Source organism: Lysinibacillus sp. NPDC048646 (assembly GCF_050272295.1).
In the GTDB taxonomy this organism is placed as follows: Bacteria; Bacillota; Bacilli; order Bacillales_A; family Planococcaceae; genus Lysinibacillus.
The window spans coordinates 15,367-37,771 of the sequence record NZ_JBNNLZ010000003.1 but is presented as its reverse complement, the minus strand read 5'-3'; the positions used below and the strand labels follow the sequence as shown (position 1 = coordinate 37,771).

Sequence of the window (22,405 nt, the reverse complement as noted above, 5' to 3'; positions counted from 1 at the left end):
AAGAAAAGGGCTTTTCTCGTATCATTTTCCTATTTATACTAGGAAATAACGAATAGAGCGGTCATATTCGCACGAACCAGAAAAGAGGTGCATCTATGCAAAACTTTGAGTCGATAGTCGAACAAAAATGTGAGCAACTTTTGTTAAAGGCCTATCATTTTGGTGCTTCGGATTTACTAATCATACCGGATGAAGGTCGTTATCGTATTAACTTTCGAAAATATGATAAGTTGCTGCACGCAGGTGATCTTCCAAATGAGTTAGCGGAGCGAATTGTATCCTATTATAAATTTTTAGCAGCATTAGATATTAGTGAGCGACGAAAACCCCAAAGTGGCTCCTTTCAAAAAACAGTCGAGCAAAATCGTTTTGCTTTCCGCGTTTCTACACTTCCTTCTGCCTATTTAAAAGAGAGCCTCATTATTCGGCTTCTACTTCAAAACCACGCATTCCCACTTACTTCCTTAAGTTATTCCCAAAGTGCAGCAGATAAGTTGCTGGAGCTTGTAGATAGTCGACAAGGCATCTTGCTTTTCAGTGGAGCAACTGGCTCCGGTAAAACGACATCCTTATATTCCCTCATTCATCATTGTTCTACGCATCTCAATAAACATGTCATTTCTTTAGAAGATCCAGTAGAAAATAACCAAGCTCATCTTCTCCAAATTCAAGTGAATGAACGAGCAGGCATTACTTATGCTTCCGGTTTAAAGGCAATATTACGTCATTCACCAGATGTTATTATGATTGGCGAAATACGAGATCAAGAAACAGCAAAAATCGCAATAGAGGCATCACTTACAGGTCATCTTGTATTAACGACGATACATGCGAAGGACTCTGTTAGTTGTCTCTACCGGTTGATCGACTTAGGGGTATCTATTGAGGAACTCCGTCAGACAGTTATTGGTATTGTGGCACAATTACTTATCCAAACACCACAAAAGCAAGAAGAGCGACGTGCATTGTTAGAAATATTAAGCGATGTGCACCTGAGTGAGGCTATCCATGCCATTCGACAGAAAGCTATCTATGAGTTGCCGCATGATTTAACGCTTACAGGTCAAATAAAAATGTTAGAGAGACAGCATTATGAAACTACGAGAGCTTATTGAGAAGTTGCAGGTGGATTATAAAAGGGCGACCAAATGGAGAGTAAGGGAGCAGGCTAATTTTTTCAGCCGCTTAAGTGTGTTAATGCAGGAAGGATATTTGTTCGCACAAGCTATTTCCATGCTCTTACCGCATCATATAGAAGCGCATGAAGAGATACAGCAATTGGTAGATAACAAATTTAAGGAAGGCGCAAGTGTAACAGGAGTACTGGAAACATTGCAAATATCAAAGCATTATTTAGTAGCTATATCGATTGCAGAAAATAATGGGCATATAATGGAAGCTTTAAAAGGTGTCGCCAAGCAAATGGCATTGAATGAGGCAACAAAGAAAAAATTTACAAGGCTCCTTTTGTACCCCGTCGTATTAATGCTGTTTTTATTGTTGCTGTTCTTAGTATTTCGAACGATTTTCTTTCCAAATATAGAAAAAATGGTTTTGAGTCGTAGCAGTGAAGCAGGGGAGGGGAGCATTGCACTCTCACGTTACTTATTACATTTGCCTGATGTGCTTCTTATTATAGCTATAGTCGCCGTTTCCAGCTCGATCATCCTTCGGTTCTTTCTTAAACGAAAACCAATTGCTCAGCAGCTGTACATGACTTTAAAAATTCCGTTTATTAGCATCTTTATTCGCTTATCGATGACAAGAGAATTTGCAGCCTATTTAGGAAGCTTGCTGCAAAGTGGTTTCTCTTTACAGGCAAGTCTTCAAATTTTAGAAGAACAGCAATTACAACCATTTGTTCGGTATTTTGCGGGGCGTATAAAAGAAAGGGTTATTTACGGCGATACACTTACACATGCAGTGCTGTTTATGACTGAATGGCAAAAGGATTTCTCAATTTTCGTAGAACATGGGGAACAGAGTGGTTATCTTGGGAAAGAGCTCGTATTGTACAGTGAATTACTGGCAGAAAAACAGGAACATTTACTGAAGCGTATGCTAACCTTTGTGCAACCAACGTTTTTCATCATCATTGCGCTATGTATAGTAGCTGCCTATGTAAGTTTATTATTACCGATATATCACATGATTGAACTAGTATAGGAGGATAATAAATGAAGCCTATAAAACAACAAGCAGGATTTACGCTAATCGAGATGTTAATCGTACTTCTGATTATTTCGGTGCTAATCTTAATCACCATTCCGAATGTAACGAAGCACTTTGCGACGATAGATGAAAAAGGCTGTACTGCCTATATATCCATGGTGCAGGGGCAAGTAGAGGCATACAGAGTCGATTTTATGGCTTACCCAACGCTGGGGGATTTAGTAGATAAAGGTTATTTAAAAGAAAATGAAACCACTTGTCCCAATAAAAATGAAATTGTAATTACAAGTGAAGGTGAAGTACAGTTAGCAAATCCACCTTCAGGAGCAGGTGCTAGTGGAACATGATCGATATTAAAAATGAGCGTGGCTTTACGTTGATTGAAATGTTAATGGTTTTGTTTGTCGTGATGTGTTTAACAGGTATTGTGACAAAGCTTTCCTTAAAAGTAGCTGAAATAAAGGAGCTTGAGCGTTTTTTTACACAAATCCAATTGGATATTCAATTTATTCAAACTTATAGCATGCAGCAGCGTGAGTATGTATCCATGAAGTTTGAGAGCCCACCCCACCGATATATTATAAAAAAAGATTTCTATACCAATTACTATGAGCGACCTTTCCCAAAGGGAGTTGAATTAATGACAGCTTCAAGTACGATTCAAAGCATTATGTACAATTACAATGGCAATGTTATCAATGCAGGCACTCTGTATTTTAAAACGCCTCAAGGGATTAAAAAGGTTGTCATTACATTAGGGCGCGGGAGAGCCAGAGTGGAATGAATGAATCGGGATATTCATTTGTAGAAACCATTTTATCGATGGTCATTGTCATGGTAATCTGTACAACAATATTACCAATCAGTTATAATATGAAAACTAATTTGTACAACAAAAAGCTTGAGGTTGCTGCTGCAGAAACTGCTTATGAAGGTTTAAAGCAATATCGTTACCTACATCAAATGGAAGGTATGAAAACAATTGAAGGTGTTGATTATCAGTGGACTTACGATGGGCAGGAGATATGTGTCACTTTTCAAAATACACGCGAATCGCGTCAAAAATGTATTCAACTTACAGGTGAGCGTAAATGAACGAAAAAGGTTACACACTTTTAGAAGCATTGTTTCAAGTAGTTGTTTTTGTGTTGATTACTCATCTTTTTATAGTGATCATGCTATGGTATGCAGAAATGAAAACAACCGTATTGACGGATGAACAATCGAAGTGGGAGCTATTTGTTTATGATTTAAATATGTATTTAGTGGATGTTTCATCGTTTACGATTCGCAATGATCAAAAGAGAATAACATTTCAAGTTTCAGATACACTTCATCATATCGATTGCTATAACAATATTATACGTGATCAAGTGAATGGTGGCCATATACCAATGCTTATCGGTCTTAATAGCTGCCAGTTCCAATATACAAATAATGAACTAACGGTAGCTGTCGAATTTCCAAGTGGTTTGCAGAAGGAGCGGACCTATTATGTACCAATTATTGAAAAATGACAGAGGGGCTATTTTTTTAATCGCAATTGCATTATTATTTTTTGTAACTACTTTTGTTCTTACGTATTGTATGTCTTATGAAATTCAGTTACGAACATATGATGCGCTTGAAAAGGTCAATGTTCGCGCTACGATAAATTTATTAGGACAAATTTTGTCAGACAGTGTAGAATCGTAGTTATAAGAAGGTGATTCGAATGCGAAAAATATATTTAGTTGGCTTTATGGGGTGCGGAAAAAGTGCATTAGGAAGGCGGTTAAGCTATTTATTAAAGCTGCCTTACTATGATATGGATCATGAAATTGTTAGACAACAGGGCATGACAATTCCGCAGATTTTCGAAAAATATGGAGAGGCACGTTTTCGGGAGATAGAAACAGAATTTTTGAAAAATTTCCGAGACGAAGCTTGTATTATTTCAACAGGCGGCGGTGTGGCCGTAAATAAAGAAAATAGAAAAATAATGAGATGCAGTGGACTCGTGTTCTTTTTAGATGCGACATTCGAAGATATTTACAAACGAATACAGCATGATCAAAACCGACCCCTTGTACAAAGTTCAACGAAGGAAGAGTTAGAGGAGCTGTATCACTACAGAAGAAAATTTTATCGTGAAGCAGGACATATACAGGTTCTGACAGCAGGTAGAACAATCCGCAATATTCTAGAGTATTTAGTATTTCAAGTAAAAAGACTAAAAGGCGAACGATGATATTTAAAATTAATGACAACGTTCGTTTTTGGAGTTAATTTAAAAAATGTTTGCCTTTTCAATACAATCAATGTTAGGATATAGACTAATAAGGTAACTTAAGTACATTGAATACTAAATAGTACCAAGATGATTCTTGGGCGGATGATTGTGCGGGGAGAGCGCGTATAGACGCCACCGAAGGAGCAAGTAGCTAAGGGCTATGAATCTCTCAGGTAAAAGGACTCGTACAAGACGCAACTCTGGAGAGAGCTGTAGTACAACAGCCACCAAAGGGGAAAGCCTACTGATTGGCAATCAAGAAAATGCGAGTCAGTCTGGTGTAACTTTCAGGTGCAAGGACAGAGAATCCCGAAAAGGGGTTCGTCTGTCTTTTTTTATGTCGAAAAACAGACGAACTACTACTAGTAAAAATGATACTAACAATAAGGAGGCAATACTAATGACGAATGAATTAAAACGTACACCTCTATTCGACGAATACGCAAAGTTTGGTGGTAAAACAGTTGACTTTGGTGGATGGGAACTACCGGTGCAATTCTCTTCTATTAAAGAAGAACATGATGCCGTGCGTAATCGTGCAGGCCTATTTGATGTGTCACATATGGGAGAAATTTTTGTAACAGGTCCTGAAGCGCTAAGTTTTTTACAAAATCTTTTGTCAAATGACATTTCAAAAATTGCTACGGGTCAAGCGCAATACAATGCAATGTGCTATGAAGATGGTGGCGTTGTCGATGATTTATTAACGTATAAATTAGCTGACAATCATTATTTATTATGTGTCAATGCAGCGAATATTGAAAAAGATTATGACTGGATGTTGGAAAATCAGAACCAATATGATGTCACAATCGACAATCAATCGAATGCTTATGCGCAAATTGCCCTACAAGGTCCATTAGCAGAAGAGGTTCTTCAAACATTAACAACTACTGATTTAAGTGCAATTAAATATTTCCGCTTCCAAGAAGACGTTGAAATTGCTGGACACAAAGCTTTAGTTTCTCGTAGTGGTTATACAGGAGAGGATGGTTTTGAGCTATATGGTTCTCCTGAAGATATTAAAGCACTTTGGGGCAAAATCTTAGAGGCCGGTAAAGACAAAGGTGTTGTGCCAGCAGGTTTAGGCTGCCGTGATACACTTCGTTTTGAAGCGGGCCTTCCTCTATACGGTCAAGAGCTATCAGCGACAATCTCACCGCTTGAAGCAGGAATTGGATTTGCAGTGAAATTAAATAAAGATGACTTTATTGGTCACGATGCATTAGTTGCACAAAAAGAAAATGGGTTATCTCGCAAGATTGTTGGGATTGAAATGATCGATAAAGGGATTCCACGCCATGGCTACAAAGTGTTCAAGGACGGCGAGGAAATTGGTGAAGTCACAACAGGTACACAGCTTCCTTCTTCTAAACGTAATGTTGGTCACGCATTGATTGACAGTCAATTCACAACTATCGGAACAGAATTAGAAGTTGTAATTCGTGGTAAGCACTTAAAGGTAGTAACAGTTGCAACACCGTTTTACAAGCGTTCAAAATAAAATTTGAAAAGAGGGACCTACATTTATGAAACATCGTTATTTACCAATGACGGAGCAAGATAAACAAGAAATGTTAGACGTAGTTGGCGTATCCTCAGTTGAAGAATTATTCGAGGATATCCCAGAAAAAGTACGTTTCAAAGGCCTTTATGACATTAAAGAAGCGAAATCAGAATCAGCACTGTTAAAAGAATTAACAGCACTTGCTGCGAAAAATAAAGATACCAATGCCAACGTATCATTTTTAGGAGCAGGCGTTTACAATCACTATAAACCAGTTATCGTGGATCACGTAATTTCTCGTTCAGAGTTCTATACAGCTTACACACCTTACCAACCAGAAATTTCACAAGGGGAATTACAAGCAATTTTTGAATTCCAAACGATGATTGCCGAATTAACAGGTATGGATCTTGCTAACTCTTCTATGTATGACGGAGGTACTGCACTAGCTGAAGCAGGTATGCTTGCAGCAGGTCATACACGTCGTAAGAAAATTTTAGTATCTGAAACGGTTCACCCTGAATACCGTGATGTCGTTGCTACATATGCATACGGTCAATCGATTGACATCGTAACAATCCCTCAAAAAGAGGGTGTGACAGATGTTGGCGCATTAAAAGAGCTGATCGATGACAATACTGCTGCTGTCATTGCACAATATCCAAACTTCTTCGGTCAAGTTGAGGACTTACAAGTAATCGGTGATATTGCACATGAAGCAAAAAGTTTATTTGTTGTTTCCTCAAACCCACTAGCATTAGGTATTTTAACACCTCCTGGGAAGTTAGGAGCTGATATTTGTGTTGGTGATGCGCAAGTCTTTGGTATCGCTGAAGCATTCGGTGGTCCTCACTGTGGTTTCTTCGCAGTGACAACAAAATTAATGCGTAAAGTTCCTGGCCGTCTTGTTGGTGAAACAGTGGATGGTGAAGGTCGTCGTGGTTATGTTTTAACATTACAAGCACGTGAACAGCATATTCGTCGTGACAAAGCGACTTCGAATATTTGTTCAAACCAAGCACTTCTGGCACTTGCAGCTTCAGTTGCGATGACTGCACTTGGTAAGCAAGGTGTTCGTGAAATGGCTACGCAAAATATTGCGAAAACGCGCTATGCAAAAAATGCCTTTGAAGCGGCAGGCTTCACAGTAGCATTCCAAGGCGCGCACTTTAATGAAATCGTTGTGAAAACGAATAATTGCGTGAAAGAAATCAATAAAGGCTTAATTGAAAAAGGTATTATCGGTGGGTATCCATTAGGGCAAACGTATGAATCTTTAAAGCGCCATGTGTTAATCGCTGTAACTGAATTACGCACGAAGGAAGAAATTGATGCACTTGTTGCAGAAATGGGGGCTCTCAATGCATAACGAAAATCAATCACTCATTTTTGAAATTACAAAAGAAGGTCGCGTAGGGTATAACTTAGAAGCACTTGATGTACCAGCAGTTGATCTTGCAGATTTACTTCCTGCGAACTTATTACGCGCTGAAGCAGCTGAATTACCAGAGGTTTCTGAGCTAGATATTATGCGTCACTATACAGCACTTTCTCGTCGAAACCACGGTGTAGACTCTGGCTTCTATCCTTTAGGCTCTTGTACGATGAAATATAATCCGAAAATTAATGAAGCCGTTGCACGTTTTTCTGGCTTTGCGAATGTTCACCCATTACAAGATGAATCGACTGTACAAGGCGCAATGGAGCTTCTTTATGACCTACAAACTTCTTTAGTAGAAATCACAGGTATGGATGAAGTAACATTACAACCAGCAGCAGGCGCACATGGTGAATGGACAGCACTAATGATGATCCGTGCCTTCCATGAGGCGAATGGTGAAGGTCACCGTAATAAGGTCATCGTACCTGACTCAGCGCATGGTACAAATCCGGCATCTGCAACGGTTGCTGGTTTCGAAACAATTACTGTAAAATCTGATGAAAATGGCTTAGTTGATATTGAGGATTTACGCAATGTAGTGGGTCCTGACACTGCTGCTCTCATGCTGACAAATCCTAATACACTTGGCTTATTTGAAGAAAACATTATCGAAATGGCAGAGCTTATTCACGCTGTTGGCGGTAAAGTTTACTATGATGGCGCTAACTTAAACGCAGTAATGAGTAAAGCGCGCCCTGGTGACATGGGCTTTGACTGTGTCCACTTGAATTTACACAAAACATTTACAGGTCCACATGGTGGCGGTGGTCCGGGTTCAGGTCCAGTTGGCGTAAAAGCAGATTTAATTCCATTCCTTCCAAAACCAGTCTTAGTAAGAACAGAAGAGGGAACATATCACTTCGACTACGAACGTCCACAATCCATTGGTCGCGTAAAACCTTACTATGGTAACTTTGGTATTAACGTACGTGCGTACACATATATCCGCACTATGGGTCCAGATGGCTTAAAAGCTGTAACAGAATATGCAGTTTTAAATGCAAACTACATGATGCGTCGTCTTGAGCCTTTCTTCGATCTACCATATAACCGTCATTGTAAGCATGAATTCGTATTATCTGGTCGTCGTCAAAAGAAACTTGGTGTACGTACACTGGATGTGGCAAAACGCCTGTTAGATTTTGGCTACCATCCACCAACAACATACTTCCCACTTAACGTGGAAGAGGCGTTAATGATTGAGCCAACTGAAACAGAATCAAAAGAAACATTAGATGCATTCTGCGACATCATGATTCAAATCGCAAAAGAAGCAGAAGAAAATCCATCTATTGTACAAGAAGCTCCTCATACAACAGTCGTATCTCGTCTAGACGAAACACGCGCTGCTCGTACACCAGTGCTTCGTTATCAAAAAGCATAATTTTTATTGAAATAGAGCTATCCGATAAGTATCCATTTACTTATCGGATAGCTTTTTTGTGCTGTTAAAACCTTTTTTAATTTCCTTTCCTTGTATACCTAAAGGCTAAAAAATGGAGCGTACAAGGTCCCTACTCGAAGCGTTCCTAAGAGGAAACCTGAGCAATTCGAGCCCCACCCACGCGTTCCGTGACCAAACCAGAGCGTTCAGGGATTCTACCCAAGCTTTGCAAATCATAACAGTTTTATGGATAATAATTGAAATCATAATAAGAGTCATTGTTATAACACTGACAATTGACAAGAAAATTGCTAATATATAGAAATATATTTATATTAATTACATTAATTCGGAATTTAGCGTCTGAGAATTTATACTAATTTTATCATATAATATACATATTTTTCAAAATAGATATTGCAAAAAGGATGGTAGAAAGCACATGAATGCTATTCAGTATGACATAAACTTACCAATAAACTGTGTCCTAAAAGATACATATAAAATAAATGAGATTATTTCTTCCAGTAAGTTGTCAATTGTTTACAAAGGAGAAAACATCGATACTGGGGAGCAACTTATTATAAAAGAGTTCTATCCAAGTGAGATCGCTTTACGTGACTTAGATAATATAACTGTAATTAATCGCCTTCCCTCTACAAAGGAAAAATTTGCAGAGCTAAAGGGAAATTTTCTACATGAAGCTGATCTCTTGCAGCAAATCGTTCATAAAAATATTGTTAGGTACATCGAACATTTTCAAGAAAATGGGTCCATTTATATCGTCATGGAATATTATGAAGGTATGCTTTTAAATCAATTTGTAAAAAAATATCAATTGGCTGATAGAGATCAGTTGCATAAAAGTATATTTCTTCCGTTAATTGATGCATTGGACTATCTGCATAACAAAGGCATATTACATCGAGATATTAAACCTAGTAATATAATAATTGATAAAGATGGAAGCCCGCAGTTACTGGATTTTGGTTCAGCTGTATTATATAAAACAGTGACGGAACATAAAATCTTTACAACTCCTGGATATTCTCCACTTGAGCAATATTCTGACAAAGCTCAGCAGGGGGTATATACGGATATCTATAGTTTAGCGGCAACATTTTACTATGCCCTCACTGATGTTGTACCGATGGATGTAACTCAAAGAGTTATTGAGGATGGCATAAAAAATGTCAGACAATATAACAAAAAAGTGAGTTTTATAATGGCTCAGACGATCATGTGGAGTCTAACAGTAAATGCGAAAAAAAGATGCTTTTCGCTAAAATTTTTATTATTGACTATTTTATCAGAGAGTATAGTCAATAAAATAAAGTATTATTTTGACTATAATAATAAATAATTTTACAAAAATAAATCTATGTAATCATTTTACAGTCTCATAGTAAGAAGAATTATAACAGCTAGTGGATACCTAAACAGTAATCCACTAGCTGTTTAATATTGTTAAATCAACGTTTATGTACCTAATTAAGTTATTTATTTACATAAAATTTTATGTGGTTATTTTTTACTAAAAATACATTTATATAATTTGATTTGAAAAAATTACTATTGTAAATATTGACAATATTTTTTCGTAATGTATAGTTACTTGTGATACATATTGTCATTAGTGTAACGCCTGATATGGCTGGTTCTTCAGTGAATACAGTTTTACATACGAATAACATAAGATAAGGAATTTCAAGAGATTTTTCCGCCTTATGATACCAATTAATACCTTATTAGTATGGAAATAGTGTTTGATAACTGAGTATTACTGGGTTCAAATACGTTACGTTACCACTAATGATTATGTTTTACAAATAGTTATTGTTACTTGAAATTCGTTATAAAAGGAGGGATGGCTGTAGAATTTTACAGCCGAATAAATGGAGATTATCAATCAAACCAACAGAACAATGCTCTTTGAGGAGATTAATCCAGAAAAGCTGGACTTAATTACCCTTGTAGGGGATGTGAAGGGCATTGACAGCCTCAGTGATGAGAAAATCAAAGAAATTAATCAATATCTTCTTGTAAAAAGTTTCGACGAATTTTTAGATAAGTTTTCGCCAACAGTTTATTCATTCTACAATGCAGCAAATCAAAAGGTTATGTACACATTAAAAAAGCCAGAAGGCATTCAAGATGATTGTATTTCTGAAATCGCAATCGATCAAAATAATGATTTTTTAAAGATGCTATTTACGCTCATTGATACGAAACGCAGTCAGGGCATTACCAATGTGGACTTTAAATTTGAAAATCTATTAGATATGATTTCTCCCAAAAAGGTTATGGATGATATTCGTCAAGTCAGAAAAGAAATTCATTACATATACGGTGAATATGAAAAGTTAGACGACGGTGATCCTAAAAAGCTAGATACCGGGGATAAGCTAAACCTGATGTTTGAAGTAGCAAGTCGAAACTATAACAACGTAATGGCGATGTTGCCATTAGCTATCGAAGATATTAAGACGAGACTGCTACTAGGTGCTAACCAAGAAGAAGATGAATCCGAAAAACTGCAAATTGGAACACTTACTATTGGTGAAACTGGTGAACTAAAGATTATCGAAGCACCTCAAAATAATAGTTCTGATCTAATGGTTATTGAAGAAAACAGTAACTATGGTTTAAGTACAGTTTTTGAAGAGGACTATGAATCGATTACAGAATCACCTTCTTCTTATGTGAAGGATTTAGTAGTAAGAACCTTCTCACCATTACCAACAGTGAGAGCAGAATTTGATGTAGAAACAGAGGTACAGAACTACAATACATACCTAGAATTCTATAAAGATGCTAAAGATGAATTCGTGAAGACTGTAAAGCCATTAGTGGAAAAATTACTTGGCGTCAAAATGTATTTTGATCAGTATGCTACAAAAAACAAAGGTATGCAGCCTTCGTTACTTGTAACAAATACAAAATTGGACATGCTCGTTAAAAGTAATAATATCCCAAGGTTAAGTACGTATCTAAATACAGTAAACTCGAAAAATGACTTTACTGACACGGTCTGGTATGGCATTGTACCATCACTAGAATTGGAAGCGTCTGGGAATTTGAAGGTGAGCAGAGCACGTTTCAAAGGGAACGAAAAAGTTGCCAAGCAGGAAGGTAACACAATGGAATCCTTGACTATGCTGCTTGATACTGTAAAGGATTATAAAGTACAAATATTCTTCAACTTTATGGCTGAAGAAGAAACAACTTTCAACGGAATAGCAACAGCTGGTATAGATCGACTCATCGATAAATGTTCTGTTCTCGTAAGAAAAGAATTCAGTGAATTTGCCATCCCTTGTCTCCCGAATTTCACAATTATTCCAAAAGATAAATCTGGAGTAGTGATTGATACAAGAATGCAGACAACGGAAAATGGGGCAAAGCTGTCTAAGGAAAAGGAAGATATTTTAAAGCTATGGATAGAGGGTGTCTATGTAGGTGCTAGCTATGTAGCTGCAGGTATTGTTTCTGCATATCAATGTCCAGAGTATCTAAAAGAATCCTTCCGAAATGTCAAAAGAAGCTACCCTGGCGTTCGATTTGATATTGAAGCAGGAGATAACTCTCTAAGAGCTGTTACAACGATGGCAAAAGAAATCTCAGGTTTTACGAACAATATTAAAGACGCCATTAACAGTAGAAGCTTCGGCTTTGTTTTCTCATCTGAAAACGCTCAGCTTCAGGATAAAGACATTAAACGTATTACCGTGTATAAAGCAAGAAGCCTTGCAATGGAGGAAGACGGATTCGATTCCATCTACAAAACACAAGTTAGTACCTATATCGAACGCATTCTACGTTTCCAATCAGGTGACTTTAAACATGAAAATATTGTTCGATTCTTTAGTAATAATCCAAGTAGCCAAAAAAGTAAGTGGCTCAATGATAAAGGCTATGTAAACTCGGTTATCCATGATGGAGACGATATCGGCTACATTATTGATGAGAAAACGAGCTTATGTCAAATAGATTTAGTATTTAACGGCAATGTGAAGAACCTTGAAGTCATGATTACAAAAGGCACAAGTGCAGTTAAAGCTTAAGCAACTTTCACCTGTAGTTTAATTTTTATCCATTGATGTATTCGTTGGATGTTTAAGATTTATTAACTAATAAATCTTTTAACATATATATATGAATCTCCTTAAAACATGTACTTGGTGAAATACTTACATATTTCTCGATGATTTCTTTATCCAATCGACGAGAAATTAAGAAGGCTAGAACCATTTTCTATTTCATCAAGAACAGGTTAAAGTGTTGATTCAAAAAATTCTAGGAGGTAATAAGAATGGGTTTTGTATTAAAAGTAGAAGGATCAGAAGCAATTGAACTAGGGTTAGAAAGTATTATGACGGTTGAGTATGAAACAGATACGCCGGATGACTCAAACGCGCGTTCTACAGATGTAGGAGCAACTTTAAAAATTAAAGGGAAAATCCTTACTGCAACAGATGGTGATAATTCTGATGACTCGATGAAATTAGGATTATGGTCATTAGTACCTGCTGAAAAAGCTGACTGTTACCGTAAAGTAACATTAGAAGTTATTTCGGCTGATCAAGTAGTAAGAAAAATTAATTTCCCAAATGCGTTTGTTGTTGACTACACAGAAAGATACGGCGACACAGAAGGTATTGGTGAATTCTACTTATTCATCAAACAAAAGAAAGACAAAACAGATTTAGCAAAAATCGAAGGCGGCTACGCTGTCTAAATCGTAGTTTGATAGAACACTCCAAATTATCTAAGGGACTATATAGTTCCTTAGATAATTTTGAATAATCCTAATACTGGGGATGAAATTTAATGAAAAGTCATTACGAAATTTTAGGTGTTAGCAGGCAAGCAACACAAGATCAAATAAAACTTGCATACAGAAAACTATCAAAAAAACATCATCCAGATGTAAGTGGTGGCAACAAGGAATCGGAAAAGATTTTTTTAGAAGTGCAAGAAGCATACAAAGTACTAAAAGATACGGCTTCTAGGGAGGCATATGACGCTCGTCTTGATAAAGCAGGACAAGGTACTAGTTATACAAATGAAAATACAAGTAAATCACGTCAACAGTCCACTGTAAATAAACAAGACTTTAATATGAATGATCTTGAAAAGAACTTCGAGCATTTTTTTGGCTTTAATCCGAAAACAAAAGAAATGTCAGCACAAAATAAATCGACAAAGAAAAATCCGATAGATACGACTGATTTATTCGAGCGCTTTTTTAATAAATAACAACAAATGAACAATCAGTGTGGGGGAGAGTGATAACGTGTATGACATGAAAAATTCAGCCTATGCGCAAAGTGAAAAGAAACAAATGATGCTAAAAATCATAGATATATTAATTGTTACCATCGCTTTCTTTTTCATTTTATATGTATTCGTAATGAATCAAGATTTTCTGTTGAAAACGATTATTGGATCAATACTAGCGATAATCATCATTGTTTATGGGTCCATTATGTATGAAACGAAGAAAGTTTTAAATGACATAACGGATACAGACATTCAGAAAATCGTCCTTCTCAGTGAACAAGGGAAAGAAATGAAAGAATGGTCGATAAAAGGAAAAACCTCACTACTTATAGGAAAAAGCTCAACTGAACAAGAAGCTGACATCGATTTAAGTGGTACCGAATATGAATCGCTCATCAATTACGAGCATGCTGTTTTAAATTGTGTTTCTGGCATGTGGTACATAGAGGATATTGATTCTGTTAACGGAGTAGGCATTAAAAAATCCCATAAACGAGTTAAAAATAGATTAAAATATGACAATCCTTCTCGCATAAATAATGGAGATATTATATACATAGCAAATACACGGATTTTAGTGAAATAAAGAAAATCTAGATTCGTAATAAAGACGGGGGAAAATGAAAATGAGTTTGATTAGATGTACAAATGGTCACATGTTTAGTTCGAGAAGACATAGAAATATTTGTCCATATTGCAATGTGATGGTGGAGCAGGAACCAAAGGTAAATAGCCAACCCATCGCTGTTATGGAAGCGGATGATAAAACAATGCCCTATCTTGGAGAAATGGATGGAATTGACCCTGTTACAGCTTGGTTAGTTTGTATTGAAGGTCCCCAAATGGGTAGAGACTATCGCATTTTATCTGAAAAGAACTTTATCGGCAGAGCTGAAGATATGCATATACGGATTATTGGAGACAATTCCATTTCTAAACGTAATCATGCTGTTATTGTCTATGACCCTAAAAAAAGAAATTTCTATCTCCTACCCGGCGATGCATCAGGATTAGCATATCTCAATAATGAAGCAGTCTATACGCCCACAGAGTTAGCGGCATACGATGTTATTCAGTTAGGTAGAAGTATGTTTCTGTTTATTCCCTTATGTGGTGTTCACTTTGAATGGGAAAACAACCAGAGTGAGGAATGATGACAAATGGAACAGAAGTTACTGCCATACATAGTTGTACTTGGATTTATCATTGTACTCATAGGTTTGCTAATCATTAGAAATATTATAGTACGAAAAGTTGAAACGCGAAAAATTGACATTGGAAATGGTCAGACAGTTGGCAGACGTGACGAGCAGGATGATTATTTTTCAACAGCTGAAACGAATATCGGCACAATGGCTGTACTTGCAGATGGGATAAGTGGTTTAGCGAACGGCAGAATGGCAAGTACGATTGCTGTCACGACATTTATTCAAGGCTTTATGAAGCTTAATAGTCTAGCAAATATACAATCCTTTTTTAAGGAAACGGCTCTGGCCAGTAATCAGGTGATTGTGCAAAATTTAAATGGTTCTAATGGAGGCACTACACTCGTGGCTGCAGTTATTGATGAACATGGATTTCTACATTGGGGAGCCGTCGGGGATAGCGTTATTTCAATCTTTCGAAACGGAGAATTTATAGCGATCAATCAAAAGCATATTTTTGAGTCGGTATTAAAAGAGCGCTATATATCAGGGGAAATCTCGCAGCTAGAGGTGCAAGAGAATCCATTAAAAAAAAGGCTTATTAATTATTTAGGGTATGAAGGATTTAAAAATATAGATACTGGAAAAAGTCCAATTAAGCTTAATAGAGGAGATAAGGTATGTCTATTTAGTGATGGCATCTATGATACCTTAACAGAGGTTGAAATGGAAAAAATCCTTTCGCAACAAGCTCCGCCCTATGATTTAGCTCAAAATATGATAAAAGCTGTTGAACAAAAGCGCTTAAAAAATCAAGACAATGCTACCATCGTCATTCTAGAAACAACATGGACATAATGCTGATTTATGCGTGATTATTATTGGCTCAGTAAATAAGGAGGATAATCATGAGAAAGGAAAATAGCGATTTCAAAACAAGCTTTCTATCAGAAGCGGGCTCGTTTATGCAGAATAAGGACTATTTCGCCTATGCAGAGCTAGACGATGTTGCCTGCTGGGTGGCTGTAAAAGGACTAGATGCTGATCAGGAAATCAATAGTGCCGAGCTAGCGGTCAAGGGTATTCTTGAGAAGTTTATGGAAAAACCATCAATGTCTAAACGGAGCATTAAAAAATATATAAAAAATGCCCAAAATTTACTACAGGCGCAGAGTTTAAGAGTAAGACTGAAGGCAAGCATTGTCATCGTTGTATCAGATTACTCCAAAATGATTTGTGCAGTGGCCGGGAACTCAAGACTTTATCATTTTCGAAACGGCACATTGAATTATAAAAGCGGTGATCAAAGTCTAGCACAAGAGCTAGTGAACGACAGGAACAGTTCATTCGATATTAGCCAACACGATGAACGAACGAATTTGTTAAATTATCTTGGAAAACCAAATAGTTTTCAACCTTTCGTTTCGAATAAGATCAAGCTAATGGATGGCGACGTATTGCTACTTTGTACAGCTGGATTATGGGAAGAAGTTAGTGAAATTGAAATGGCAGACGCATTAGAGGGCGTCAAGGAACCCGAGCAATATACAGATCTATTGGAGGAAGTACTTTTAAGTAGGCAAAAAAAAGTCGTCAATAACTACACAATAGCGTCTATTTTCGCAAATAAGATTTATCAGGAAACAAACAAGAAAAAAATGAAATACATCAAGATGATTGTAGCTGCCCTTATCGTAACATTAGTGGTTGGTGGAAGTACGATCTTTTATCAAGCAAAACAAGCAAAAAAATTAGCAGAATTGACAGTAGAGATGAAGGAGCATGAAAAGACCGGAAACGTTAATTTTCAGGATGGGAATTATGCGGATGCTTTACTGGAATATAGCGAAGGTAGAAATGCAGCCAAGAAATTGAAAGATCCTATACATAGAAATTTACTAGCTAAAAAGTTAAGAGTTACACAGCTAATTATTAATGGCGACAAGGCAGCTGAGGCAGGGGAATTTACTGACGCAATGGAGCAATATGAGAAGGCCAATAAGGAAGGCAAGCTTATTAAAGGCTTCGGCGAAGAGGTTATTGAACAAAGAATTGCCAATATGGATTCCATTGTCCAAATTGTTGAAGGCATAAAGGATGGCGATTTTAGATTTGAGGCAGAGGACTATAATGGCGCACTGGCAATCTATCAAAAAGCACGAAAGAAGGCACTTGCTATATCCTTTACTGGTGAGCCTCAAATAAAGGTGAAGATTGAAGAAACAGAAGAAAAAATAGCGGAATTGAAGAAAGCACAGAAGGAATTGCAAGCGGAAGGATTAGAAAAAAACGGCGATCAAAGCTATGCGCGACAAGAATATGTGAAGGCAATTGAATCCTATACACTGGCTCAGGAAATCTATCAGGAGACAGATTTACTCGCGAAGGTTTTAGGTCTCGAGCGTAAAATTATGAATGCCAATGACAAGTTAAATCCGGTTCCTCAGGAACAACCAGCTGAAACAGCAGCGAGTGAAGCGGCACCGCCAATGGATGAAGCGACAGCGGCCGATCAGCATTCAAATACTGAGATGATGAAAGAAGGAAAGTAAAGTGATAAAAGAGCTCATGTTTGAACGGTTACGTAAAATAGAAAATCTAGAGCAACGTCAACTGCTAAAGGATATTGTCAGTGGCGTCTTTGTCAATTTAGTCGATTATCAGGATGAAATGAACAAAAAGCTTGAGGAGCGCATATTCAACGAAATGGAAGATTTGGAGAATAAGCACGATATTTATGTAACGCTCAGTTCAAAGGAAGATGTCGATCCAATTCATGATTGCTTATTCCCTATGCTTCCATCTGATCTTGAACAGAAACAAATCCATATTGAAAAAATGCTTGAGGCGCTAAGAAAAAATGAAAAATTTGTCCTGCTCACGTTATTTTTACAGTGTGATTCTAGACAAATCCAGCAGTTACTTGCGCAACAACGATACTTTACTGGCAAGCTTTTGACGACGCAAGGACAAGTCGAGGTAAAGGTAAGTCTTCAAAAGAATACAACTTATTTGGAAGAGATAGACAAGCTATATCCCATTTTTCAAATAAATGGCCTACCGTGGAAAACCATCAATCACCCCTATGCCCATAAATTTTTTGATGTTGTTCTCGTCGATAGCCCTCCTTTAAACGAGGATGCCGAAATTATTGAATTCACCATGGATTTACAAGAATTTGAGCATAAAAAGCGCCTGGATATGGTGCCGCTATGGAATATTGAAAGACATGTGGTGAAGAATGTAGGATTTCCCATCCCAGCCGTCGATAAAGTGAATTATGAGCATGTTCTTTCACTTCGAAAGACCGGGAATCACCATGGCTATCTCGTGGATACGCAAGAGGAAAATGTACGTTATGTGAAGCGCTTAGACAATGAATTAACTATTGTTTCACCACAGGATAAATCCGGTGTATGGCAATTATTAAAAATAGCGCAAATAGAAGAAGCGAAAATTGGGAAACTGAATTATCCACTTGTGTCTAATCGCAGAATGGATCGTTTTATGCACAAGTATGCAAGCAAATATTCAGCCAATGTGAAAACAAAAGGTGAAATCATAAGACTTGTAAATTCCTTTGAAATTGCTGAAAAGATAGAGCTGGCAAATGTAGAAATAATGGAATCATTCCAAGGAACAAGCTTCAGTCATTCTACAGATCCGTCCTTATTAGATGTAATAGGAGAGAATAGTAACAAGAAAATCATGTTGTTGCAATTTACAGCAAAAGAGGAAAAAAGTTTTATTTCAAATGATATTTTAAGCTTCCTTGTTTCAGAAGTGCAAAGACATTTCTTTGAATATAGATGTGAAGGTATATGGCTATGAACTATATTTGGGACTTGCTTATTAGAGCCGAGGATGAGGGATTATCGAAAAAGGATATCCAGTTTCATCTTGCCAAGGACTTTTCACCCTATATGGAACTTAGCCCACAATTATTGAATGCACGACACCTAGAACAACAGGTCGAAGTAAACCCCTATTATCGCTACTATGAAATTTTTAAAAACCTATTTCATCCAGATAACATGAATGACTTAGAGCTAAGGGAGTACTTCTTGGATTTTGTGCTGCATTTTCTTGCAGAAATCGATCGTATGCAAGGCATGAATAAACGAGAGTTCTCTATACAATTCATCCTCAGAGAAATTGACGCAAATGTATTTGGCAATACGGTGAGGGACAACATGCATGCATTTACAAAAAAGGAAAAAGAGATGGTCGTGCTAAATATTCTAAGGCTATATCAAACAGGTGATGAAATTTACCTGTTAAAGGATACGATGAAAAGGCTTTTTACACATTGCATGATTTATGTTAAATCGGAGGAACAAGATGAGCTACTTCTATATATTGGCCAAAAGAAGTCAGCGCTTAACGAGATGAAAGTACGACTTGTTGAAGAAATCTTCCTGCCGGTGAACTTTCAAATGGAGGTTTATTGGCAAAATCACTTTGGCATAATCGGTGCAGAGGAGACAATGAAGCTGGATCGAATAGCCCTTTACTGAATGGAGCGGAGGAGGATTCAGGATGAATAAATATTCGTATAAACTGTATGCAAATAAACGCTATACAGAAAAGAAATATATGACATTTACACGTGTGGAATTAATGGAAATGACAACTTTTCAGCTTAGAAATATTTGCTATAAGGAAAAGCTTGTCACAGGACTCATTAATACACTGACAAGAGATCAGCTAATTCAGACCATATTAAGATACCGAGGTGCTGAAGAAAATCTTCTTATTAAAGAGAACAAGGATGGGGGCTTTGAACGAGTTGAAGCTGCCATGCAAAGCTATTTAAAAACGCCCCTTTCTGATAATGGTGAGATAAAAATTCCCGCTAAAATGAGCCTTTATCAAGGAATGAAAATCGATAAGCCAGACCAGTATCTTGTAGAAACAGGCGGTTTTCTTGTGGAGTCCAATGTACTGTTAGTGAATGAACAGTTTGCGCTCTGCGGAATTCTTAACCTAATAAAAGATGACCAATATCCGAATCGTTACTATCTTGCAGCTGAGCAAGCAATCGGCATACGGGAGACAAAAAATAAAAACTACAGCTGTATTTTCTTAAGAAAGCAAGATTCAGAGTATATTTACAAGTCTTACTATCAAGAGAACCCACTTCCACCGACAAATCTTCATTATTATAAAGTGCCAATACCAGATTTGGAAATCAAACAGCTGGAAACGACCAATGCCATTCTTGCAATCGATTTTGGAACGACGAATACAACGGCAGGTGTTTATTTAGATAGTGATTATGTTACCTCGCCATGTAGTCAAGATTTATTAAACCAAAGAATCCAGTTAAATAGCATCAACTTTGTGGCTTTCCCAGACCCACTTCATCAAAATGAATGGATTGAAGTAGTGCCGACCGTTATGACTGTGGCAGATTGCTCGAATCCAGATCAAGTAAGCTATCATTTTGGCTATGAAGCATTAAAAGTGATGAAAAAAAATAGCTATACAACCCTTGCGACAAAATTTCAGGGCATTAAACGCTGGGTCAGTAACTATGCAAAGCTGGAAGAAGTGATGGATGCAAACGGCAACACGGCACTTGTCCCACGCAGTCAAATTTTAAGAGAGTTTGTGCTGTACATTGTCCGCATGGCAGAGCATCAATTCAAATGTCGATTCAAGCATTTGCACATTTCAAGTCCCGTAAAGCTGAAAACACAATTTCTTGATATGTTCCATGCTATTTTGCCTGAATATCAAATTGAATCACAACATGCACTCGATGAAGGGATGGCTGTGCTCTATAATACCATCGCGAACCAGATAGAGAATAATAGCTTTATGGATGGCAAGGAATACAAGGCACTGGTCATCGATTGTGGAGGCGGTACAACCGATCTTTCTTCCTGTAAGTTTCAAATCGAGGATGGACATATCTCTTATAAAATTGATATTCATACAACGTACGAAAATGGAGATACAAATTTCGGCGGCAATAATATTACATACCGTATTTTTCAGTTTATGAAAATTGTTTTTGCGAATTATTATAGTCGAGGAAAGAGTGCCTATGATATCGATGCGTTAATCGATATTCCAGGCAAGGATATTTATAGACATGTCGATGATTTTGGTGTGGAAGCAGTCTATGAACAATTCGAAACGGCCTTTCGTGAAGCCGAATACATTATTCCTACTCGTTTTAAAGAATATGAAAATCGAACGCGCGATGAATACTTGCGTGTACGTAATAATTACTATTTCTTATGGGAAATGGCAGATGAGATGAAGAAGGAATTCTTCCGCAAGACAGGGATTTTAAGAAGTCGTTTTTATTCAGAAAATGATCTGCATCAGGATAGTGATATAAATGTAACAGCAGTGGATCGCTGGTGTCTGTCACTTCTCGAAAACAATCAATTCAAAGATGTCTACGACTATCCCAATGTCTATTTCAATATTAAGGAAATTAATCACCTCATAAAGGCTGATATTTATGATATCGTCAGAGAGTTTTTAGAGGAGTTTTATGAAAACGGCCTTCTTGGCGAGTATTCCATTATTAAGCTGACGGGCCAATCTTGTAGAATCGATGCCTTTCGAGAGGCATTAAAGGAATTTGTACCAGGACGCAGCATTGAATTTAGGCAAAAGGCTGAAAATGTTGGAAAAGTACCGGAATTAAAGCTTGCTTGTTTACGAGGTGCACTTCGATATTTAAATGCCAAGAAGATAGGCATGATTGAAACCAATGTGACCAACCATGCACCTGTAGTACCTTACGCTGTTAGTGCCTTTACGCATAATCGTCAGGAAAAACTGCTCATCAGCAGTCTGGAACGACTGAACCAAATTCACGGTACGATTTCACGTCCATGGGGTGTTACGGAAGTTGAATTTTACCTCAGCGGCAGTGACAATCATACGACACATAAATACATTTACTTTAATCGACAAGAAGATTTTGTTTCAGTCCTTTATGAGAATATCGCTGCGTATTATCAAGATAAAATTCCACAAGATGAGACGGATTCTATCGTTAATGGAGAAGTAAAATTCTTTGTATTTGCAGGAGAAGATCATTGGGGCTTCCATGTAGTACCTGTAGCGAGAAGAGAAGAGCAACTATTTATAGGGAAGAAAGAATTCTTTGCCTTTGAAACAGATTTGTCTGAACTGGATTTCTTTGATGGATTAAAGTAAGTCACATCAATATTGA

The 22,405-nt window shown here is 37.2% G+C and carries 22 protein-coding genes and 1 riboswitch; all 22 genes read left to right on the top strand.

All coding sequences use genetic code 11. The features are described from left to right. The first annotated feature begins 95 nt into the window (after positions 1 to 95). The 22 genes from comGA to ACQKII_RS04620 all read left to right on the top strand — a co-directional run bounded on the left by comGA (position 96) and on the right by ACQKII_RS04620 (position 22,389). Positions 96 to 1,115: a competence type IV pilus ATPase ComGA gene (gene comGA / locus ACQKII_RS04725; RefSeq protein ID WP_427456843.1), complete on the top strand. Its 1,020-nt coding sequence runs from the start codon at positions 96 to 98 to the stop codon at positions 1,113 to 1,115. Beyond that, on the top strand, positions 1,093 to 2,166 hold the full coding sequence (gene comGB, locus ACQKII_RS04720) for a competence type IV pilus assembly protein ComGB (RefSeq protein WP_427456841.1): 1,074 nt from the start codon (positions 1,093 to 1,095) through the stop codon (positions 2,164 to 2,166). The genes comGA and comGB overlap by 23 nt, the downstream gene beginning before the upstream one ends. Positions 2,167 to 2,177: 11 nt before the next feature. Beyond that, on the top strand, positions 2,178 to 2,519 hold the full coding sequence (comGC, locus tag ACQKII_RS04715) for a competence type IV pilus major pilin ComGC (RefSeq protein ID WP_143995293.1): 342 nt from the start codon (positions 2,178 to 2,180) through the stop codon (positions 2,517 to 2,519). After that, a complete protein-coding gene (gene comGD / locus ACQKII_RS04710) occupies positions 2,516 to 2,956 on the top strand; it encodes a competence type IV pilus minor pilin ComGD (protein WP_427456839.1) in 441 nt (146 codons plus the stop codon). Before comGC ends, comGD begins: the two co-directional genes overlap by 4 nt. Further along, on the top strand, positions 2,953 to 3,267 hold the full coding sequence (locus tag ACQKII_RS04705; protein WP_427456837.1) for a hypothetical protein: 315 nt from the start codon (positions 2,953 to 2,955) through the stop codon (positions 3,265 to 3,267). The genes comGD and ACQKII_RS04705 overlap by 4 nt, the downstream gene beginning before the upstream one ends. Then, the gene (comGF, locus tag ACQKII_RS04700) at positions 3,264 to 3,689 is read left to right on the top strand and encodes a competence type IV pilus minor pilin ComGF (RefSeq protein WP_427456835.1); all 426 of its coding nucleotides are present in this window, start codon (positions 3,264 to 3,266) and stop codon (positions 3,687 to 3,689) included. The genes ACQKII_RS04705 and comGF overlap by 4 nt, the downstream gene beginning before the upstream one ends. After that, a complete protein-coding gene (locus ACQKII_RS04695; RefSeq protein WP_427456833.1) occupies positions 3,667 to 3,867 on the top strand; it encodes a hypothetical protein in 201 nt (66 codons plus the stop codon). Before comGF ends, ACQKII_RS04695 begins: the two co-directional genes overlap by 23 nt. 19 nt (positions 3,868 to 3,886) lie before the next feature. Continuing rightward, positions 3,887 to 4,402 carry a shikimate kinase gene (locus ACQKII_RS04690; RefSeq protein ID WP_427456831.1) on the top strand — a complete coding sequence of 172 codons (516 nt, stop codon included), beginning with the start codon at positions 3,887 to 3,889 and terminating at the stop codon, positions 4,400 to 4,402. Positions 4,403 to 4,546: 144 nt separating this feature from the next. Then, a riboswitch (glycine riboswitch) is annotated at positions 4,547 to 4,639 on the top strand. Between the two features lie 205 nt (positions 4,640 to 4,844). After that, complete coding sequence (gene gcvT, locus ACQKII_RS04685; RefSeq protein WP_427456826.1) at positions 4,845 to 5,948, top strand: glycine cleavage system aminomethyltransferase GcvT; 1,104 nt, start codon at positions 4,845 to 4,847, stop codon at positions 5,946 to 5,948. A 25-nt stretch (positions 5,949 to 5,973) separates the two neighbouring features. Then, positions 5,974 to 7,320 carry an aminomethyl-transferring glycine dehydrogenase subunit GcvPA gene (gene gcvPA, locus ACQKII_RS04680; RefSeq protein WP_427456825.1) on the top strand — a complete coding sequence of 449 codons (1,347 nt, stop codon included), beginning with the start codon at positions 5,974 to 5,976 and terminating at the stop codon, positions 7,318 to 7,320. Further along, a complete protein-coding gene (gcvPB, locus tag ACQKII_RS04675) occupies positions 7,313 to 8,776 on the top strand; it encodes an aminomethyl-transferring glycine dehydrogenase subunit GcvPB (protein ID WP_427456824.1) in 1,464 nt (487 codons plus the stop codon). Before gcvPA ends, gcvPB begins: the two co-directional genes overlap by 8 nt. Before the next feature lie 442 nt (positions 8,777 to 9,218). Continuing rightward, positions 9,219 to 10,139: a serine/threonine protein kinase gene (locus ACQKII_RS04670; RefSeq protein ID WP_427456823.1), complete on the top strand. Its 921-nt coding sequence runs from the start codon at positions 9,219 to 9,221 to the stop codon at positions 10,137 to 10,139. A 532-nt stretch (positions 10,140 to 10,671) separates the two neighbouring features. Beyond that, positions 10,672 to 12,840 (top strand): transcriptional regulator, encoded by a 2,169-nt coding sequence (locus tag ACQKII_RS04665; protein WP_427456822.1) that lies wholly within the window; start codon positions 10,672 to 10,674, stop codon positions 12,838 to 12,840. A gap of 248 nt (positions 12,841 to 13,088) precedes the next feature. After that, entirely contained in the window at positions 13,089 to 13,514 is a 426-nt protein-coding gene (locus ACQKII_RS04660; RefSeq protein WP_427456821.1) for a membrane-associated protease 1, read from the top strand. Between the two features lie 92 nt (positions 13,515 to 13,606). Continuing rightward, the gene (locus ACQKII_RS04655; protein ID WP_427456819.1) at positions 13,607 to 14,035 is read left to right on the top strand and encodes a J domain-containing protein; all 429 of its coding nucleotides are present in this window, start codon (positions 13,607 to 13,609) and stop codon (positions 14,033 to 14,035) included. Positions 14,036 to 14,081: 46 nt separating this feature from the next. Continuing rightward, entirely contained in the window at positions 14,082 to 14,645 is a 564-nt protein-coding gene (locus ACQKII_RS04650) for an FHA domain-containing protein (RefSeq protein WP_427457447.1), read from the top strand. A 40-nt stretch (positions 14,646 to 14,685) separates the two neighbouring features. Further along, entirely contained in the window at positions 14,686 to 15,213 is a 528-nt protein-coding gene (locus ACQKII_RS04645; RefSeq protein WP_427456817.1) for an FHA domain-containing protein, read from the top strand. A gap of 6 nt (positions 15,214 to 15,219) precedes the next feature. Beyond that, a complete protein-coding gene (locus ACQKII_RS04640) occupies positions 15,220 to 16,062 on the top strand; it encodes a PP2C family protein-serine/threonine phosphatase (RefSeq protein ID WP_427456815.1) in 843 nt (280 codons plus the stop codon). A 50-nt stretch (positions 16,063 to 16,112) separates the two neighbouring features. Continuing rightward, positions 16,113 to 17,756 carry a PP2C family protein-serine/threonine phosphatase gene (locus tag ACQKII_RS04635; protein WP_427456813.1) on the top strand — a complete coding sequence of 548 codons (1,644 nt, stop codon included), beginning with the start codon at positions 16,113 to 16,115 and terminating at the stop codon, positions 17,754 to 17,756. Between the two features lies 1 nt (position 17,757). Continuing rightward, positions 17,758 to 19,035, top strand: a complete 1,278-nt coding sequence (locus tag ACQKII_RS04630; RefSeq protein ID WP_427456811.1) for a normocyte-binding protein — start codon at positions 17,758 to 17,760, stop codon at positions 19,033 to 19,035. After that, the gene (locus ACQKII_RS04625) at positions 19,026 to 19,721 is read left to right on the top strand and encodes an iron-dependent peroxidase (protein ID WP_427456809.1); all 696 of its coding nucleotides are present in this window, start codon (positions 19,026 to 19,028) and stop codon (positions 19,719 to 19,721) included. Before ACQKII_RS04630 ends, ACQKII_RS04625 begins: the two co-directional genes overlap by 10 nt. Positions 19,722 to 19,743: 22 nt before the next feature. Further along, positions 19,744 to 22,389 (top strand): molecular chaperone, encoded by a 2,646-nt coding sequence (locus ACQKII_RS04620; protein ID WP_427456807.1) that lies wholly within the window; start codon positions 19,744 to 19,746, stop codon positions 22,387 to 22,389. The last annotated feature ends 16 nt before the right edge of the window (positions 22,390 to 22,405 follow it).

Excerpts from the sequence above, each read along its gene's own strand:
- ACQKII_RS04665 (WP_427456822.1), top strand. The coding sequence starts at position 10,672 with ATGGAGATTATCAATCAAACCAACAGAACAATGCTCTTTGAGGAGATT.
- comGA (WP_427456843.1), top strand. The coding sequence starts at position 96 with ATGCAAAACTTTGAGTCGATAGTCGAACAAAAATGTGAGCAACTTTTG.
- ACQKII_RS04655 (WP_427456819.1), top strand. The coding sequence starts at position 13,607 with ATGAAAAGTCATTACGAAATTTTAGGTGTTAGCAGGCAAGCAACACAA.
- comGD (WP_427456839.1), top strand. The coding sequence starts at position 2,516 with ATGATCGATATTAAAAATGAGCGTGGCTTTACGTTGATTGAAATGTTA.
- ACQKII_RS04660 (WP_427456821.1), top strand. The coding sequence starts at position 13,089 with ATGGGTTTTGTATTAAAAGTAGAAGGATCAGAAGCAATTGAACTAGGG.
- ACQKII_RS04640 (WP_427456815.1), top strand. The coding sequence starts at position 15,220 with ATGGAACAGAAGTTACTGCCATACATAGTTGTACTTGGATTTATCATT.
- gcvT (WP_427456826.1), top strand. The coding sequence starts at position 4,845 with ATGACGAATGAATTAAAACGTACACCTCTATTCGACGAATACGCAAAG.
- ACQKII_RS04690 (WP_427456831.1), top strand. The coding sequence starts at position 3,887 with ATGCGAAAAATATATTTAGTTGGCTTTATGGGGTGCGGAAAAAGTGCA.
- gcvPA (WP_427456825.1), top strand. The coding sequence starts at position 5,974 with ATGAAACATCGTTATTTACCAATGACGGAGCAAGATAAACAAGAAATG.
- ACQKII_RS04645 (WP_427456817.1), top strand. The coding sequence starts at position 14,686 with ATGAGTTTGATTAGATGTACAAATGGTCACATGTTTAGTTCGAGAAGA.
- comGB (WP_427456841.1), top strand. The coding sequence starts at position 1,093 with ATGAAACTACGAGAGCTTATTGAGAAGTTGCAGGTGGATTATAAAAGG.
- comGC (WP_143995293.1), top strand. The coding sequence starts at position 2,178 with ATGAAGCCTATAAAACAACAAGCAGGATTTACGCTAATCGAGATGTTA.
- ACQKII_RS04705 (WP_427456837.1), top strand. The coding sequence starts at position 2,953 with ATGAATGAATCGGGATATTCATTTGTAGAAACCATTTTATCGATGGTC.
- comGF (WP_427456835.1), top strand. The coding sequence starts at position 3,264 with ATGAACGAAAAAGGTTACACACTTTTAGAAGCATTGTTTCAAGTAGTT.
- ACQKII_RS04670 (WP_427456823.1), top strand. The coding sequence starts at position 9,219 with ATGAATGCTATTCAGTATGACATAAACTTACCAATAAACTGTGTCCTA.
- ACQKII_RS04650 (WP_427457447.1), top strand. The coding sequence starts at position 14,082 with ATGAAAAATTCAGCCTATGCGCAAAGTGAAAAGAAACAAATGATGCTA.
- ACQKII_RS04695 (WP_427456833.1), top strand. The coding sequence starts at position 3,667 with ATGTACCAATTATTGAAAAATGACAGAGGGGCTATTTTTTTAATCGCA.
- ACQKII_RS04635 (WP_427456813.1), top strand. The coding sequence starts at position 16,113 with ATGAGAAAGGAAAATAGCGATTTCAAAACAAGCTTTCTATCAGAAGCG.
- ACQKII_RS04625 (WP_427456809.1), top strand. The coding sequence starts at position 19,026 with ATGGCTATGAACTATATTTGGGACTTGCTTATTAGAGCCGAGGATGAG.
- ACQKII_RS04620 (WP_427456807.1), top strand. The coding sequence starts at position 19,744 with ATGAATAAATATTCGTATAAACTGTATGCAAATAAACGCTATACAGAA.
- gcvPB (WP_427456824.1), top strand. The coding sequence starts at position 7,313 with ATGCATAACGAAAATCAATCACTCATTTTTGAAATTACAAAAGAAGGT.